Source organism: Peptococcus simiae, assembly GCF_046097595.1.
Lineage (GTDB): Bacteria > Bacillota > Peptococcia > Peptococcales > Peptococcaceae > Peptococcus > Peptococcus simiae.
The window spans coordinates 146409-162706 of sequence record NZ_JBJUVG010000001.1 but is presented as its reverse complement, the minus strand read 5'-3'; the positions used below and the strand labels follow the sequence as shown (position 1 = coordinate 162706).

The 16298-nt window shown below is 53.4% G+C and carries 14 protein-coding genes and 4 tRNA genes; 1 reads left to right on the top strand and 17 read right to left on the bottom strand.

Translation table 11 applies throughout. The features are described 5' to 3' along the window. The 17 genes from ACKQTC_RS00470 to murA all read right to left on the bottom strand — a co-directional run bounded on the left by ACKQTC_RS00470 (position 1) and on the right by murA (position 15884). The gene (locus ACKQTC_RS00470) at positions 1-2115 is read right to left on the bottom strand and encodes a glutamine synthetase III family protein (protein WP_408976487.1); all 2115 of its coding nucleotides are present in this window, start codon (positions 2113-2115) and stop codon (positions 1-3) included. Positions 2116-2117: 2 nt separating this feature from the next. Continuing rightward, on the bottom strand, positions 2118-2576 hold the full coding sequence (locus tag ACKQTC_RS00465) for a hypothetical protein (RefSeq protein WP_408976486.1): 459 nt from the start codon (positions 2574-2576) through the stop codon (positions 2118-2120). 108 nt (positions 2577-2684) lie between these two features. Next, the gene (locus ACKQTC_RS00460; protein WP_408976485.1) at positions 2685-4379 is read right to left on the bottom strand and encodes a lactate permease LctP family transporter; all 1695 of its coding nucleotides are present in this window, start codon (positions 4377-4379) and stop codon (positions 2685-2687) included. A 265-nt stretch (positions 4380-4644) separates the two neighbouring features. Beyond that, positions 4645-5487, bottom strand: a complete 843-nt coding sequence (locus tag ACKQTC_RS00455; protein WP_408976484.1) for a metallophosphoesterase — start codon at positions 5485-5487, stop codon at positions 4645-4647. Next, complete coding sequence (locus tag ACKQTC_RS00450) at positions 5480-6106, bottom strand: phosphoribosyltransferase family protein (RefSeq protein ID WP_408976483.1); 627 nt, start codon at positions 6104-6106, stop codon at positions 5480-5482. Before ACKQTC_RS00450 ends, ACKQTC_RS00455 begins: the two co-directional genes overlap by 8 nt. A 167-nt stretch (positions 6107-6273) precedes the next feature. Then, a complete protein-coding gene (locus ACKQTC_RS00445) occupies positions 6274-6591 on the bottom strand; it encodes a TusE/DsrC/DsvC family sulfur relay protein (RefSeq protein WP_408976482.1) in 318 nt (105 codons plus the stop codon). A 12-nt stretch (positions 6592-6603) separates the two neighbouring features. After that, the gene (locus ACKQTC_RS00440) at positions 6604-6804 is read right to left on the bottom strand and encodes a hypothetical protein (RefSeq protein ID WP_408976481.1); all 201 of its coding nucleotides are present in this window, start codon (positions 6802-6804) and stop codon (positions 6604-6606) included. A 90-nt stretch (positions 6805-6894) separates the two neighbouring features. After that, on the bottom strand, positions 6895-7119 hold the full coding sequence (locus ACKQTC_RS00435) for a hypothetical protein (protein ID WP_408976480.1): 225 nt from the start codon (positions 7117-7119) through the stop codon (positions 6895-6897). A 41-nt stretch (positions 7120-7160) separates the two neighbouring features. Then, entirely contained in the window at positions 7161-8195 is a 1035-nt protein-coding gene (dsrB, locus tag ACKQTC_RS00430) for a dissimilatory-type sulfite reductase subunit beta (RefSeq protein WP_408976479.1), read from the bottom strand. Positions 8196-8248: 53 nt separating this feature from the next. After that, a complete protein-coding gene (dsrA, locus tag ACKQTC_RS00425) occupies positions 8249-9457 on the bottom strand; it encodes a dissimilatory-type sulfite reductase subunit alpha (RefSeq protein WP_408976478.1) in 1209 nt (402 codons plus the stop codon). Between the two features lie 241 nt (positions 9458-9698). Further along, a complete protein-coding gene (locus tag ACKQTC_RS00420; RefSeq protein ID WP_408976477.1) occupies positions 9699-11093 on the bottom strand; it encodes a cobyrinate a,c-diamide synthase in 1395 nt (464 codons plus the stop codon). Between the two features lie 8 nt (positions 11094-11101). Beyond that, positions 11102-13558 (bottom strand): leucine--tRNA ligase, encoded by a 2457-nt coding sequence (gene leuS, locus ACKQTC_RS00415; RefSeq protein WP_408976476.1) that lies wholly within the window; start codon positions 13556-13558, stop codon positions 11102-11104. Between the two features lie 285 nt (positions 13559-13843). Beyond that, positions 13844-13917 (bottom strand) — tRNA-Arg (locus tag ACKQTC_RS00410). Between the two features lie 66 nt (positions 13918-13983). Next, a tRNA-Ser gene (locus tag ACKQTC_RS00405) sits at positions 13984-14070 on the bottom strand. A 98-nt stretch (positions 14071-14168) separates the two neighbouring features. After that, positions 14169-14253 (bottom strand) — tRNA-Ser (locus ACKQTC_RS00400). 107 nt (positions 14254-14360) lie between these two features. Then, positions 14361-14522 (bottom strand): rubredoxin, encoded by a 162-nt coding sequence (gene rd, locus ACKQTC_RS00395; protein ID WP_408976475.1) that lies wholly within the window; start codon positions 14520-14522, stop codon positions 14361-14363. A gap of 99 nt (positions 14523-14621) precedes the next feature. Then, a complete protein-coding gene (gene murA / locus ACKQTC_RS00390) occupies positions 14622-15884 on the bottom strand; it encodes a UDP-N-acetylglucosamine 1-carboxyvinyltransferase (RefSeq protein WP_408976474.1) in 1263 nt (420 codons plus the stop codon). A gap of 265 nt (positions 15885-16149) precedes the next feature. On the opposite strand from murA, the gene ACKQTC_RS00385 reads away from it, so the two are divergent. Continuing rightward, positions 16150-16220 (top strand) — tRNA-Gly (locus ACKQTC_RS00385). Positions 16221-16298 lie beyond the last annotated feature (78 nt).

Sequence of the window (16298 nt, the reverse complement as noted above, 5' to 3'; positions counted from 1 at the left end):
TCAGCCTTCCAGGAGTAGCGCCGTATAGCTGGGCATGCTCCAGACACTTTCGTCGCAAATGACTTCCAGCCGGTCGCCCAGCTCCCGGACCACCTTCATATTTTCTGTGACATCATCCTGATAACTGTAGGCGCAGGCCACCAGGTCATCCTGGAGGGCCTGGGCCGACCCGATGGAATGGTCCAGTTTAATGACCGCTTGGCGGAAGGCATTCAGGTAGCCGGACAGTTCCGCTAAGAGGGCATACTCTGCGCTTTCAGAGACATTGAGCTGAAGGTCCTTCTTGTCCCGCAGGATGGACAGGAGCAGCTGCTCATAGCGGAGGACATCAGGGATGATGTTTTTATTGCCCATTTCCACCATGGTCAGGGCCTCAATGTTAATCCGGCGGATGTATTCCAGGAGGTGGATATCCCGCCGGGAGTCAATTTCTTCCCGGGTGTAAATCTGCTGCTCGGTAAAGAGGCTGCAGTTTTTAGGGCTGTTGTATTCCATAAAGGCATCCAGGGCATGGTTGATGACCGGCAGGCCCCGACGCTTGGCTTCGTCAACCCATTCATCGGCATAGTTATTGCCGTTAAAGACCACCCGCTTATGCTCCCGGATTTCATCGACAATGAGCCGGCTCAGCTCATCCCAGAAATTTTCCGCCCCTTCCAACCGGTCTGCATATTGACGCAGGACTTCGGCATAGGCGGCATTGATGGCAATATTCGGGCCGGCGGTCGAAGATGAGGCCCCCGGCATCCGGAATTCAAACTTATTACCGGTATAGGCAAAGGGTGAAGTCCGGTTCCGGTCGGAGATGTCCTTGGGGAGCTTGGGCAGGATATTGACCCCGAGTTCCATCATCCCCTTATCGACAGTATTGTAATCCCGGCCCTTTTCAATTTCTTCCAGGACTTCCAGCATTTCTTCCCCAATATAGATGGAGAGAATAGCCGGCGGCGCTTCATCGCCGCCCAGGCGCAGGTCATTGCCGGAAGAGGAGATAACTGCCCGCAAAAGTTCCGGATAAGTATCCACGGCATGGAGCATGGCGCAGAAGAAGAGGAGAAAACGGGCATTTTCCTTGGCCGTATTGCCGGGCACCAGGAGGTTGACCCCGTCATCGGTCCCGATGGACCAGTTGATGTGCTTGCCGCTCCCATTGACCCCCTGGAAGGGCTTTTCGGCCAAAAGGCAGGCCAGCCCATGATGGGGGGCAATGTTGTGCATGCAGGCCATAACCAGCTGGTTTTGGTCATTGGCCACGTTACAGGTATTGAAGACCGGCACCAGTTCAAACTGACCCGGGGCCACTTCACTGTGCTTGATCTTGGCCGGTACCCCGAGCCGCCAGAGGGCTTCGTCCAGCTCCCGCATGAAGCCGGCCACCCGTTCATTGATGGCGGAAAAATAGTGGTCTTCAAACTCCTGGCCCTTGGGTGCCGGGGCCCCGAAAAGGGTCCGGCCGCAAATAAAGAGGTCCTTCCGCTTCCGGTAATGGTTCAGGGGCACCAGGAAGTACTCCTGCTCGGCCCCCATATAGGCATGAATCCGCCGGGTCGCATAGTCACCAAAGAGGCGCATGATCCGCAGGCCCTGCTGGTTGATGGCATTCATAGACCGCAGGAGGGGGGTTTTTTTATCTAAAACGTTCCCGGTGTATGAGAAAAATACCGAGGGTATGTAGAGGCTTTTATCCTTGATAAAGGCCGGGCTGGACGGGTCCCAGCTGGTGTAGCCCCGGGCTTCAAAGGTATCCCGCAGGCCCCCGGATGGGAAGCTGGAGGCATCCGGTTCCCCCTTGACCAGGTTATTGCTGGAAAACTCGGTAATGGCCCGGCCATTACCGACCGGTTCCAGAAAAGATTCATGTTTTTCAGCGGTCATCCCGGTCATGGGCTGGAACCAGTGGGCAAAGTGGGTTGCCCCCCGCTCGATGGCCCAGTCCTTCATGGCGGCCGCAACGACTTCCGCAATATCTTTATCTAAGTCTGACCCGGTTTCAATGGTCGCTTTAAGAGATTTATAAATACGCTTAGGCAGACGCTGCTGCATCACTTCATCGCTAAATACATCTGCTCCAAAAAGGTCGAATTTAGAAGTTGTCTCTGCACTGAATTCCGTCATCGTTATCTCCTTTTAGCTGATTTTTTCTTTTTACGGCGGCCATTCTGAGGGGCTGCTTGGGCCCGACGCAAGCTGTCATTGACAAAGTGCTTGGCATAATTTAAGTAACTGCACACCGGTACAAATAAGAGAGGGATGACCACCAGCCATTCCTTTTGCAAGACCGGTACCAATGTCGACAGGGGAACGGCAAAAAAAGCCGCCCCCAGCACCAGCCCACCGGCCAGGACCAACAGGATGACTGCAAACCACTTGACGGTATAAAAGAAAAGGCCGGCCTTTTCCACCCGGGGCCAGTTCTTCATCCCTTCAGCCGAATAAGGCCGAAAAAGCGTCCCTATGGGCAGCAGAAAGGCACCGCCCCAGTAGGGCACCCACCCCTTGTAGCCCATCCATATCACAGCATAGACCAGTAGGGCCATGGCTAACCGCCAATAACCCATCTTTTGTTTGACTGACATCGGCGCCTCCCTTCATCTCTATAACACTCCTATTCTATCATGAGGAGGCCTGCCTGTCACACAAAAAATGCGAACGCCCCCGGGGGCGTTCGCAAAATATGTGAGGACTTAGCCGATAACGGCAAAGGGCAGTACATAGGCAAAGAGACCATTGACGATACAAATCAGTAAGGCAAAAAGGAAACTGAAGCGGATCGTGTAACGGAGCAATTCACTCTCTTTACCGACAATACCAACAGCTGCACAGGCAATGGCCATGGATTGCGGAGAAATCATCTTCCCGGTAACCCCACCGGCAGAGTTGGCTGCAACCAGGAGGACGTCAGAGACGCCAACTTGGTTCGCCGTCGTTGCCTGCAGGCCACAGAAGAGGGCGTTGGCAGATGTATCAGACCCGGTCAAGAATACCCCAACCCAACCGATTAACGGGGAAATGAAGGGGAAGAGTGCACCGGTAGAAGCCAGGGCCAGGGCCATGGTGGAAGCCATACCGGAGAAGTTCATGACATAGGCGAAAGCTAATACGCAACCAATGTTGACAATCGCCCATTTCATTTCATTGACGGTTTCTTTAAAGGTATCAATGGCCTTGCTGGCGCCCATGCCGTAAACGAAAACAGTGGCAATGGCTGCCAGGAAGATAGCCGTCCCGGTCCCACTGAGGATGTCCAACTTAAAGACCGCCGGCAGGACACTGTCCCCAATCGGCATGGCCTGTTGGACCATATTGTGTAGGCCCGGCATTTCAAAGGTGAGGACCGTACCGGCTAAAGGACCGGCGGCAGCCCCGTCTACACCAGGCGCAAAGAGGGCTTTGAAGCCTTTATTGGTCCAGATGATAACGAAGACGATGAGCAGTAAGAAGGGGCTCCAAGCCCGAACGATGGCACCGGCAGAATGGTGCTGCAGGTCAGCCAGGGCACCGGCCTGTACTTCTTCACCGGCTTCTTTCGCTGCCTCTTCAACGGTATAGACGTGTTTCGGCTTCCAGACCCGTAAAAGAACAACCATGGCCAGGAGGGAAACAACAGCGGAAATAATAGAAGGCAGCTGGGGCCCAAAGATATGGGCGGAAACCAACTGGGCACCGGCAAAGGATACACCGGCTACAATCGCTGCAGGCCAGCATTCGCGGATCCCCCGCATGCCGTCCATCAGGAAAACAATAAAGAGCGGTACAATCAGGGACAGGATGGCCAATTGGTTGGCAGCCTGTTGACCGATTAAGCTGGCATCAATCCCGGTAACGGACCCGGCGGTAATAACCGGCACCCCCAGGGCACCGAAGCAAACCGGCGCAGAGTTGGCCACTAAGCAGAGACCAGCTGCATACAGGGGTTTCAGACCGATCCCGGCCAAGAGGGCTGCAGCAATAGCAACAGGTGCCCCGAAGCCAGCGGCCCCTTCCAGGAAGGACCCGAAGCAGAAACCAACCAGGATCACCAGAATCCGTTGGTCTTCCGTAATGGACAGGATACTGTCCCGGATAATATCAAACTGGCCGCTGTTAACGGATAGTTTGTAGAGGAAGACCGCACAAATGATGATCCAGGCAATGGGCCATAAACCATATAGGAACCCATTGACCCCGGCCATCACTGCGGATGCAACCGGCATTTTAAAAACAATAATAGCAATAAGTGCTGATAAAACCGCCGTACAGAAACCGGCAACGTGCGCTTTCCAACGTAGTACCCCAAGGGTGACTAAGAAGAAAATAATAGGGATAAGTGCAACAAGGGCGGACAGCCAAACGCTATCGCCAACCGGCGTATAGTTTTGCGTCCAAATAGCGCTAATCATAAAATACCTCCTTTACATTTTTGTATGATTGCTTAGTTTTATTATAAGGGGAATAGTCCGTAAATTCAACCTGTTCTGTATTAGTTTACAGGGATTTATCGGGAAAAAATAATAAGCGTAAAAATACCCGGGTTCGCCCGGGTATTTGTCGAAATATTCCTGCTAATCTGTTTACTATTTTCCTATATTTTTCTTAAAAAAGTGACTAAATATAAAAACGAAACTAACATTAGACTTGTTAACTGCTTTTTTGTTATACCACAGTTTACGAAGCAGCGATATCCACAATGACCAGCTCCGGCCGGTTGTTTATGCGGGGGACCAGGGGGTGGAGGGCAAAACCTGCGCTGACCACCATCTGGTAGGGGTGTTTTTTCCCACACTGGTAGACGCCCCGGGTTAGCCGAGGGAATAGACCCTGGCCCGGCGCATAAAGGCCTCCAAGGCCCGGCAGCCGCCACTGGCCACCATGGGCGTGGCCGGCCAGGACCAGATGGGCCTGCAGTTGGCTGTAAAAGTTTTTCTGCTCCGGCCGGTGGGAAAGGACAACCCGGTAGGCGGTGCTGGCAGGGGCCTTTTCCTTAAGGGGAAGGCCTGCAGCCCAGACCCATTCGTCCCGGTCAGCGTAGGCGGTCTGGTCCACAAAGCCCAGGACCTCTACCCGCATGCCGGCCAGGTCAACGGCTACCCCGGCATTATCCAGGACAGCCACCCCCATCTCCTTCAGGTTATTGGCCATGTCAGCCCGGTCAAAACGCCGCTCTTCATGGTTACCGGTAACAAAAAAGACAGGCATATGGGGCACCAGGGCTGTTAAGAGGTCAAGGCCCTCCTGGATATCCCCCTTGGCATCAAAGAGGTCGCCGGCAATGCAGAGGGCATCCACTTCTTCATTTAAAATAATCCGCCCCAGGGCCTCCCCACTCCATTGGCCGCTGCCGGAGTGAAAGTCGCTGACCAGGGCCAGGCGCAGAGGCCGGTCCCCCTGCCAGGCCGGGTCCGACAGCCGGTAGCGGCTGATGGTCGGTTCATAGGAAAAGAGCCGCCAAATGCCATAATTAATCCCGGCCAGGGCCAGGACGGCACCCGCCCAGGGCCACTTACTCATAGTCCGCCTCCCCGTCCAGGTCGGCGACCCGGTCCTGGCCAATAGGCGCCATGGGCAGGTCGGCCACCTGGTCAGCAGTATAAACCGGCAGGGAGACCAGGGAAACCAGATCCGGGAATAGGCTGGCATCTTCCTGGACCATAATGGTTGCCTTCCCGGTGGTATACCCCCCCAGGGCCTCAACCAACTCATTCAAGGCATACATGGTACTGCCATATAAGACGCAGTCATCAACCAGGAGGACCCGTTTACCCTTGATAAAGGCCGCATCTTCCTGGCTGAGGTAGAGCTTACGGACATCCAGGGGGACGTCTTCTGTCCCTTCCATCTGCATGGCGACCACATCATCCATATGGGCCTTGGCCTGTTTCCGCGCCACGATATAGCGGGGTAAGCCGGCCTGGCGGGTCATTTCATAGGCCAGGGGGACCCCCTGGGTTTCCTCTGTCAGGATACAGTCAAAGGCTGGCACCCGGTCCAAGAGCTCTGTGGCCGCAGCCTTGGTGAGTTCTACATCATTAAAAACGGTAAATACCGCTTCAAAAGTGTCTTCATCCACTTGATACAAAGGTAAGCGTCTTTCCACGCCTGCAACACCTATATTAATAAATTTTCGCATCCTTTGCCCTCCTCGACGGTCAAGTGTCATATGCTTCATAATAGCAAGCAATCTCGGTAAAGTCAATTGTAAGGGCTGGTGGCGGGCCGATGCGCTCCCCCTTTTCCGAGGCCTTTTACGGAACAAAAAAAGAACTCAGCCGAAGCTGAGTTCTTGATCGTATAAGATTATACGCAACCGGTCGGTTTCGGCAGACCAGCGATTTTACAAGCGCCTTTAGCCGGGCCGGACGGGAACAGATCATAAATCTGTTTCAGGCTGTAACCGGATTCTTTGGTCATTTTACGGACCATCGGAGCAATCCCGTATTCTTTGAAGTAGTTTTTGAGGTATTCAATGAGTTTCCAATGATCTTCATTGAGCTCACTGATGCCTTCTTGTTCTGCTAAATATTTAGCAACGTCTTCGTTCCAGTCGTCAAGGTTTACTAAGAAACCGTCTTCATCGACTTCAATTTTTTGACCATTTACATCGATTTCTGGCATGGTATCTTCTCCTCACATTTTGAATTGATCGAATTTACGAAGTGGATCCTCATAGCCCGGATAGTCCGCCAGGTAATCTTTCAGCATATCGGCAGCCATTCTCAGGCCGTCGACCTGCCCCTGTCTAAACTCCGACGGTTTGGAATCACCGAGTTCACGGATTAAATCCTCCACGTAATTCAGCCATTCCATACAGTCTTCCATAATCGCCATGGTATATCCCTTCCAACAAGAGTATTATAGCAAATTGTCTGTCTAATAGCAAAGTGCTAACTATCAGTCTTGCTTATACTACACACAGTTTTATTCTGCGCCGGCAGTTCCTTTGGAACCGGGCAGGCAGATGTAACTGGTACCCAGGTACAAGAATTCGATTTTACCTTCTTTGGCGAGATCGTTTACTGCCTTGTCAACGTCACGTTTCTTCACGCCGATAGCAGCAGCGACTTCTTTGTTTTTCGCTTTTTCCACGGTACCCAGGAATTCAAGGATTTTTGCCGACAATTCCTCTTGGGTGAATTCAGCCATAAAGACATCTCCTTTCGGCAACGCGCACGAAAGCGAAGGCTTTACATCGTTTCGACAGCGTCGGTGAATTTAAAGTTAGAGGTGGTACGGAAAGTCTTCACGGAGAAGGTGAAGTCGTCAATGTGTTTGTCGGTGAATTCAAGGCCGGTGATTTCAAAGAATTTTTCCCAACCAATACGTTCAACCCATTCACCATAACGTTCACCCGGACGTGCGTTTTCTACCCACACTTCAACAAGCATTTTGATGGTTTTGACCAGGGTCGGCCAACGGGGCGGTTCGTTCGGAACGTAAGGAACAACCAGTTTGGAGAAAGAAGGCCCTTTACGGGTGTTGGATACTTTACCGCCGACGAAGATAGCGATACCGTCATCATCCGGGTTTGCGATCGGCAGTGCCGGGCAAACGGAGAAGCAGTTCCCGCAGTACATGCATTTTTCTTCGTTAATGGTAACGGATTTCTTTCTCGGGTTCGGACGAATAGCGCCAACCGGGCAGCTGGCTACCAGGTTCGGAATTTCACAGCTGTTAGCCACTTCTTCGTCAATGACGCGGGGCAGGGTTCTGTGAATACCAACGAAGGAAATGTCGGAGCAGTGAACCGCACCGCACATGTTCAGGCAGCAAGCCATAGAAATTTTAAGCTGAGCCGGGAGGTCATCACGTTTGAAGTAGTCATAGAGTTCGTCCATGACGACTTTAGTGGTCCCGGAAGCATCTGTTGCAGCACTGTGGCAGTGTACCCAACCTTGGGTGTGCAACAGGGTTTTTAAGGAGTTCCCGGTACCGCCAACGGGGAAGCCGTATTCTTCAACTTCTTCGATAATTTTATCAACATTATCTTTGTTGGGGGTCAGGAATTCGATGGAACTACGGGTGGTAAAGCGGAAGTGGCCGTCACAATACTTGTCAGCCAGTTCAGCAAACCAGCGCAGAGATTCGATAGAAAGCAGACGCGGGGAGCCTACACGTACGGTGTAAACATCACCAGCCGGGCCGTGGTGCATGTAAACGCCCGGTTTCAGTCTTTCGTGATATTCCCATTTGAAATAGTTATCCTGACAGATTTGGGGCATTCTCTCAAAATAATGAGGAGGTCCAATGTCAGTAGCTGCGAATTGTTGCGTCATTATTCTGCCACCTCCGTATCATTTTCAAAGTCATCGCCATACCAGTAGATGTACGGGTTTTCACGCGGGTGATGAACCATTTGCGGAACCGGTTTCATGTCGATGGCTTTGAGCAGGCTGTTCATCCCTAAACGATAAATTAACTCACCAAGACGTTCACGGGTTTTAGCGTTTTCATCCCACCATTCCCATACGCCTTCGAGGAATTCTTTGAGGTTGGCATAGTCGTCTTCTTTGTCGAGTTTCATGAAAGGAGCGACAACCCAGCCGATGAAAGCGGACTGAACGATGGTTGCTTTACCGCCGAGCAGGATGCTGGCGCCTTTTTCTTTACCGACTTTGAGTGCTTTCGGCATTAAGTTGATGCAGTGCATGCAACGGCTGCAGTTAGCATTGTCGATGTTGAGTTCTTTCTTATCAGCATCGTATTTGATGCATTGGGTCGGGCAGGGTTTAACGATAGCAGCTTCGATCGGCATGCCATTGTCAACATACTTAGCCACTTCAGCTTGATCCACTTGGATAGCGTCGCGCCAAGTACCGATAATAGCAATGTCGGAACGGGCAGTAGAAGATACGCAGTCGTTCGGGCACCCGGAGATTTTAATTTTGGACTTGTAGGGCCACATCGGGCGGTGCAATTCCATTTGGTATTCCATGGTAATATTATAAGTTAAGTCCAAGGTGTCGATGCAGGCGTATTCGCAACGGCCAGGGCCTACGCAGCAGCAGGGGGTTCTTAAGTTAGAACCGGAACCACCTAAGTCCCAACCAGCGTCAGACAGGTCGTTGAAGCAGGGTTGTAAGTGTTCGGTGGTCGTTCCTAAGAAGATGGCGTCCCCGGTGGTCCCGTGCATGTTGGTTAAGCCGGAGCCGTGTTTTTCCCAGATGTCGCAAAGGGTGCGAATGTCATCTGAAGTGTAGAAGAAGCCGGACGGTTGGTTGATACGCATGGTATGGAATTCCTTAACTGCAGGGAATTTTTCCGGTTCCAACGTATAACGACCGACGACACCGCCGCCGTAACCACGAACGCCTACGATACCGCCGTGTTTCCAAAGGGGCACTTTACGTTCATAGGATTCTTCAAGCAGCTCGAGAAGCTCGTGAGACATTTCATTGCTTTCGCTCTTCTCAATTTCGGTGATGAAAGAAGGCCAACGGCCATTTTTCAATTCATCCATCATTGGTCTGTTGTTAGTTGACAAATCCATACACCTCCATGTGATTGGGTTCGACCTTTTCCCTTGGGTCAGGTCTAGTCAGCTGTCATAAATAATAGTAATAAGCTTGGGGATACTGAAGTACCTCTCCATGTTGATAGCTTGTGACAAAAACCTAATGTATCCATCTACTGGTTATAGTTTCCCACAAATATCAGTATTTTGCAACCAATTGCACAAAGTTGATGAAATGTTTTTCTTATGCCAGCAATAATCCCGGCTTATGTTACCCCTTAGCGGCCATTTTTGCAAAGTTTTCCGCCCACAAAGCCTGGGCTGCGGCGTGATAGTGGTGATAGGTGGCCAGGGTCTGCCGGTAGATGAGGCCATCGTATGTGATGCCGTTCACAACCGCTAACCCCTTCCCCCGCTCGGTTTCAAAGGCGAAGGCCTGCTCGGCCGGGTCGACACCTTCAGGCCAGACAGCCCTTGAATGGTGGAACTCATGGCCGGGAATGAGGTCGCCCGGGGTAAAGTAGGGGTTATTGGTGCGGATGCGCTGGAAGGCGTAGCCATGGCCCTGGGGCTTGCTGGTCATTTCGATTTCGCAGGGAAAGACGCCGCACATGGGGAAGTAGCCCTCAGCGGTCCGGATGCCCTGGCTCAGATACATAAGGCCCCCGCACTCGGCGTAGATGGGCAGGCCCTTATCGGCGGCTTTTTTAACCGAGGCCTTGAGGCTTTCGTTGGCAGCCAGGTCAGCGGCCATGACTTCCGGAAAACCCCCTCCAATGTAAAGGCCATCCAGGTCGTCAACATCCGCTGTTGTAAAGGCATTGACGGTCACCAGGTCAGCGCCGGCCTCTTCCAGGGCTTCCAGGTTTTCCGGGTAGTAAAAGCTGAAGGCCCGGTCCTGAAAAACGCCAATCCTGGGCCGCCGGGGCAGGTCCACCTGAATGGTGCCGCCACCGGGGTCTTCAATAGGCGGGGCACTTTTGGCGATGGCCAGGAGCCGGTCAATATCCAGGTGTTCTTCAACGAGTTCACCGAGTCGGTCCACCCGGGACAGGAGCTCGGCCTCTTCGCCGGCCGGAACCAGGCCCAGGTGGCGGTCGGGAATCTTGATGTCGTCGCCCTTGGGGAGGGTCCCCAGGATGGGGACCTGGCAGTACTTTTCAATGGCCCCGGTCATAATCCGCTGGTGGCGGGGCCGGGCGACCCGGTTTAAGACCACCCCGGCAATATTAATCCGGTCATCAAACTGGACCACCCCATTGATGAGGGCGGCAACGCTCCTGGTAATCCGCTGGCCGCTGACCACCAGGATAATGGGGATATCCAGGAGGTGGGCCAGTTCGGCACTTGAGTTGGACCCGTCGATGTCAAAGCCGTCAAAGATCCCCATGGCCCCTTCGACAATGGCCAGGTCCGCCCGGTCGCTTTGGCTGCACAGGCTGTGGATGAGCTGGTCATCCTTCATCATAATGGCATCCAGGTTCCGGCAAGGGACGCCGGAGGCAATGGTGGCCCAGCTGGGGTCGATATAGTCCGGGCCTTTTTTATAGGGCTGGACCCGGAGGCCCCGGTCCCGCAGGGCCTTTAAGAGGCCAATGGTTACCGTTGTTTTCCCACTCATGCCCTGAATGGCGGCAATCATCAGCCGGGGAAATTCAGTTGCCATATGCCCCCCTAACCGACCACGAGGTTAACCAGTTTTTGTGGCACCACAATGGTCTTCCGAATGGTCTTCCCGCTGATCAGCTCTTGGACATGGTCGTCAGCCAGGACTTTTTCCTCAGTTTCTTCCTTGGTCAGGCCGGCCGCTACCATGAGGTGGGCCCGAACCTTACCATTGACCTGGATGACGATTTCCACTTCGTCTTTTTCCAGGGCCGAAGGGTCGTGGGCCGGCCAGGGCTGGGCGTGGATGCTGTCCTCATGGCCCAGGGCTTCCCAGAGTTCTTCGGCCAGGTGAGGCACGAAGGGGGCCAGGACGTGGATGAGGATATCGGTGGCTTCATCAATGGCCGGGGACCGGTGGTCCTGGTAGCTATCCAGGATGCTGTAGAGGCCGTTGACCAGTTCCATGATGGCGCTGACAGCGGTATTGAAGTTAAAGCGGTCTTCAATGTCATCAGTGATCCGGGCCAGGGAGCTGTGGGCCAGGTAGCGGAGGTCTTTTTCTTCAGCCGGGGTCCCTTCACCGGCCGGCAGGGCCAGGTAGCGCTGGATATACCGGTAGACCCGGCCCAGGAAGCGGTAGCAGCCTTCCACAGCCCGGTCATTCCATTCCAGGTCTCTTTCCGGCGGGGCCGCAAAGAGGATAAAGAGCCGGGCGGTATCGGCCCCGTAGGTCTTCATGATGTCTTCAGGGCTGACAATATTCCCCTTAGACTTGCTCATTTTAGCCCCATCTTTTAGGACCATCCCCTGGGTGAGGAGGTTCTTAAAGGGTTCATTGGCGGAAACCAGGCCCCCATCCTTGAGAACCTTGGTGAAAAAGCGGGCGTAGAGCAGGTGGAGAATGGCGTGTTCCACCCCACCGATGTATTGGTCAACCGGCATCCACTTGTCGGCCTTGTCTTTAGCAAAGGGGAGGTCGGTGTTTTGAGCGTCGGTATAGCGGAGGAAGTACCAGCTGGAGCAGACAAAGGTATCCATGGTATCCGTTTCCCGCCGGGCCGGCCCGCCACAAGAGGGACAGGTGGTATGGACGAAGTCCGGGGCGTCATTTAAGGGTGATTCCCCGGTCGGCTTAAAGTCCACGTCTTCCGGCAGGCGGACCGGCAGTTGGTCTTCCGGCACCGGGACAGCCCCGCACTTGTCACAGTAGACAATGGGAATGGGGGCGCCCCAGAAGCGTTGGCGGGAAATGAGCCAGTCCCGCAGGCGGTAGTTGACGGTCTTCTTGCCGGCATCCTTTTTGGCCAGGGCCTCGACAATGGCGTCCATGGCTGCCACATTATCCATGCCGGTATAGTCTCCGGAGTTGATCAACTTACCCGGTGCGGTATAGGCCTCAGTCATATTCGCTGCCTGGAGGTCCTCCCCTTCCGGGCTGACCACCGGGATAATCGGCAGGTCATATTTTTTAGCAAAGGCAAAGTCCCGATCATCGCCGGCGGGAACCCCCATGACGGCACCGGTCCCGTAGTCAGCGATGACATAGTTCCCGACCCAAACGGGAATCTTGGCCCCATTGATGGGGTTAATGGCATAGGCCCCGGTGGGGAGCCCTTCTTTTTCCGCTGCATCCCCGGTCCGTTCCAGGTCTGTCAGGTGGCTCATCCGGTCGGCAAAGGCCCGGACAGTCTCTCCCTCCTCCTTGCCTTCAATTAGTTTTTCAACCAGCTGGTGTTCCGGGGCAAAGACCAGGTAGGAGGCCCCAAAAAGGGTATCCGGCCGGGTGGTGTAGACATCAATGGTGTCCCCGGTTTCCAGTTCAAAGGTGATCATCGCCCCTTCAGACCGGCCAATCCAGTTTTCCTGCATGGTCCGAACCTTTTTTGGCCAGCCATCCAGTTCGTCCAGGTCTTTTAAAAGGCGGTCGGCATAGTCGGTGATCCGGAAGTACCACTGCTCCAGGGCCTTTTTATGGACCTCGGTCCCGCACCGTTCGCAGGCCCCGTCAACCACCTGTTCATTGGCCAGCACTGTTTGGCAGGAGGGGCACCAGTTGACCCGCCCTTCTTTTTTATAGGCCAGGCCGGCCTTGTAAAATTGCAAAAAGAGCCACTGGGTCCAGCGGTAGTAGTCCGGCTGGCAGGTGGTCACTTCCCGGTCCCAGTCAAAGGATAGGCCCAGTTGCTTAAACTGCCGCTTCATGGTTGCGATATTTTCCCGGGTCCACTTGGCCGGGGGGACGCCGTTTTTAATGGCCGCATTTTCTGCCGGCAGGCCGAAGGCATCCCAACCCATGGGATGGAGGACATTGTAGCCCCGCATGGTCTTAAAACGCGCCACCACATCCCCAATCGAATAGTTCCGCACGTGGCCCATGTGGAGTTTACCACTGGGGTAGGGGAACATTTCCAGGCAGTAGTAAGAGGGCTTATCTGCTGCATCATCGGTTTTATAAATGCCGGATTCTTCCCAGCGGGCTTGCCATTTTTGTTCAATATCACTTGCGAGATATTGGTCTTTCATAGGATATCCTCCTCTTTCCGCATATTGCGTATCAGTATTGGCCTTATTATACGGTTTGCGGTAAAAACCGTCAATGTAATCCCGGGCCGGAGGAGAAAATCATAGCGGCTGTATATAACAGTTTAGCTAGAAAAATCCCCTCAAACCGGCAATCTCTTGTCCGGGCCGGCACCTGTACTGCAACAGGTTGCTCGGTCCTTTCTGGTCTCTTTCTTTCATTATATATTGCCGGTGCCGGCCCGCTAAAGGGCATAAAAAAAGCCCCTGCTTTTGCAAGGGCAAGGCCGCGCCGCAAGGGATTCGAACCCCTGACCTTCTGGTCCGTAGCCAGACACTCTATCCAGCTGAGCTAGCGGCGCACATATCAAATTTTTTAAAGAGGGGGTCTGCAACCATACGCTACGGAAGCATGGTTTTCCCTCTCACGGAGAGAGAGGGATTCGAACCCTCGATACGGTTCCCCGTATACTCCCTTAGCAGGGGAGCACCTTCGGCCTCTCGGTCATCTCTCCAGCGAACGCAAGAATTATTATAACAAACGATTTACACTTTGTCCATACTCCGCTAACAAATTCCCTGATTTTTTATGCCCGCTACGCCAGCCGGGCAACGGAGAGGGTGGGATTCGAACCCACGGAACCTTTCAGTTCAACGGTTTTCAAGACCGCCGCCTTCAACCGCTCGGCCACCTCTCCAGAGCGTTCCAACAAGTAAATATTTTATCAAAAAAGCCCCCCATGGTCAAGGCGCAAAAAAGCAAGAAAAAAAGCGCCCTAAGCAGGCGCTTTTTTATGGTTTAAGATTATTCTTCTACGCTGAATTGGCTCTTGTCAGCGCCGCAAAGCGGGCAAACCCAATCTTCCGGAAGATCAGCGAAAGCAGTGCCGGGTTCGATGCCGCCGTCTGCATCACCTTGAGCCGGATCATAGACATAACCACATAAATCGCAAACATATTTTTCCATTATTAAAATCTCCTCTCCATAATTAAGGTTTTTCCCACAAGCTAATTGTTATGGTTTCTATTTGTATTATACCCGCTTTCACAGGTCACAAACACAAGTTTATTGGTCAACCCGCTCAATTTTAGCGCCGAGCTGCTTAAATTTACCGATCAGGTCTTCATAGCCCCGGTCCAGGTGGTGGAGCTGGCCGATGGTCGTCTCTCCTTCAGCGGCGAGGGCGGCGATGATAAGGGCAGCCCCGGCCCGGAGGTCGGTGGCCTTGACATCGGCCCCGTAGAGGACCGGCGTACCGGTGACAAAGGCGTTCTTCCCGTCAATTTGGATATTGGCCCCCATCTTCCGTAATTCATCGACGTGCATAAAGCGGTTCTCGAAAATCGTTTCCGTAAAGTTGGCCGTCCCTTCAGCCAGGCACATATAGGCCATGAATTGGGACTGCATGTCGGTCGGGAACCCGGGATAGGGTAGGGTCTTGATGTTGACCGGGCGGATGCGGTCGCCACCAATGACTTCAACCGTCATGGCTTCGGCATCAACGATGACCTTAGCCCCGCTTTCCTCCAACTTGTCCAGGACCGGCCGCAGGTGGTCTGCAATGCAGTTGGTCACCTTAATCCGGCTCTTGGTAATGGCCCCGGCCAGGAGGTAGCTGCCGGCCTCAATCCGGTCCGGGATAATGGTATGGCTGGCCCCGTGCAGGCGGTCGACCCCGGTAATCCGAATCATTGAGGTGCCGGCCCCGCGGACGTCAGCCCCCATGGCATTGAGCATGTTGGCCAGGTCCACAATTTCCGGCTCTTCAGCGGCGTTTTCAATCCGGGTGACCCCATCAGCCAGGGTCGCTGCCATCATGAGGTTTTCCGTCGCCCCGACGGAAGGGACCCGCAGGAAAATATCGTTGCCATGCAAACGACCATTGCTTTCCGCATGGACACCGTCCTCATCAATGTGGATGGTCGCCCCTAAAAGCTCCAAGCCCTTGAGGTGGAGGTCAATGGGCCGGGTGCCAATGGCACACCCACCCGGCATAGATAGGTTTACGCGGCCAAAGCGCGCCAAAAGCGGCCCCATAATCAGCACTGAGGCTCGCATTTTTTGCACATATTCATAAGGGGCTTCCGTCTTGGATACCTCGGCCCCCTCTATCACCATGGTGTGGCCCTGGTAGTCTACCTTGGCCCCTAAAGACTGGAGCACTTCGGAGATGGTTTGAACATCTGCTAAGCGGGGCACATCATATAAGGTACACCGGTCCTCTGTTAGAAGGGTTGCCACGATAATCGGCAGAACAGCATTTTTGGCACCACTGATTGCCACTTCTCCTGATAAGGTCTGCTGACCGGATACGATAATTTTTTCCAAATGATCGTCTCGGCCTATGCCGAGCCTCCACCTCCCACTCTTTCTTTTACACTTACCTCTTTATTCTACTTGAAAAGGGAAATGAGGTCAACGACTTCACCGGTTTTCACCCCCCAAATCCGCCGGCGCCAACTGGCGACCTGACCGCCTTTATCCGCTTTACCGCCGGGCCTTAAAAAGATCCCTCTAAAATTTGGTAAAAATAGATTGACAAAGCCGCCAATTTTCCTTATACTGTCTCAAGGCTTTTCGAAAAGCAGATTGTGCGGATGTGGTTCAATGGTAGAACATCAGCTTCCCAAGCTGAAAACGAGGGTTCGATTCCCTTCATCCGCTTGTACCCCAACTGTACCTTTGTGCGGTGGGGTTATTATTTTACCCTAAGCGTTTCCTATGCTTAAAAAGTTTTCTTTA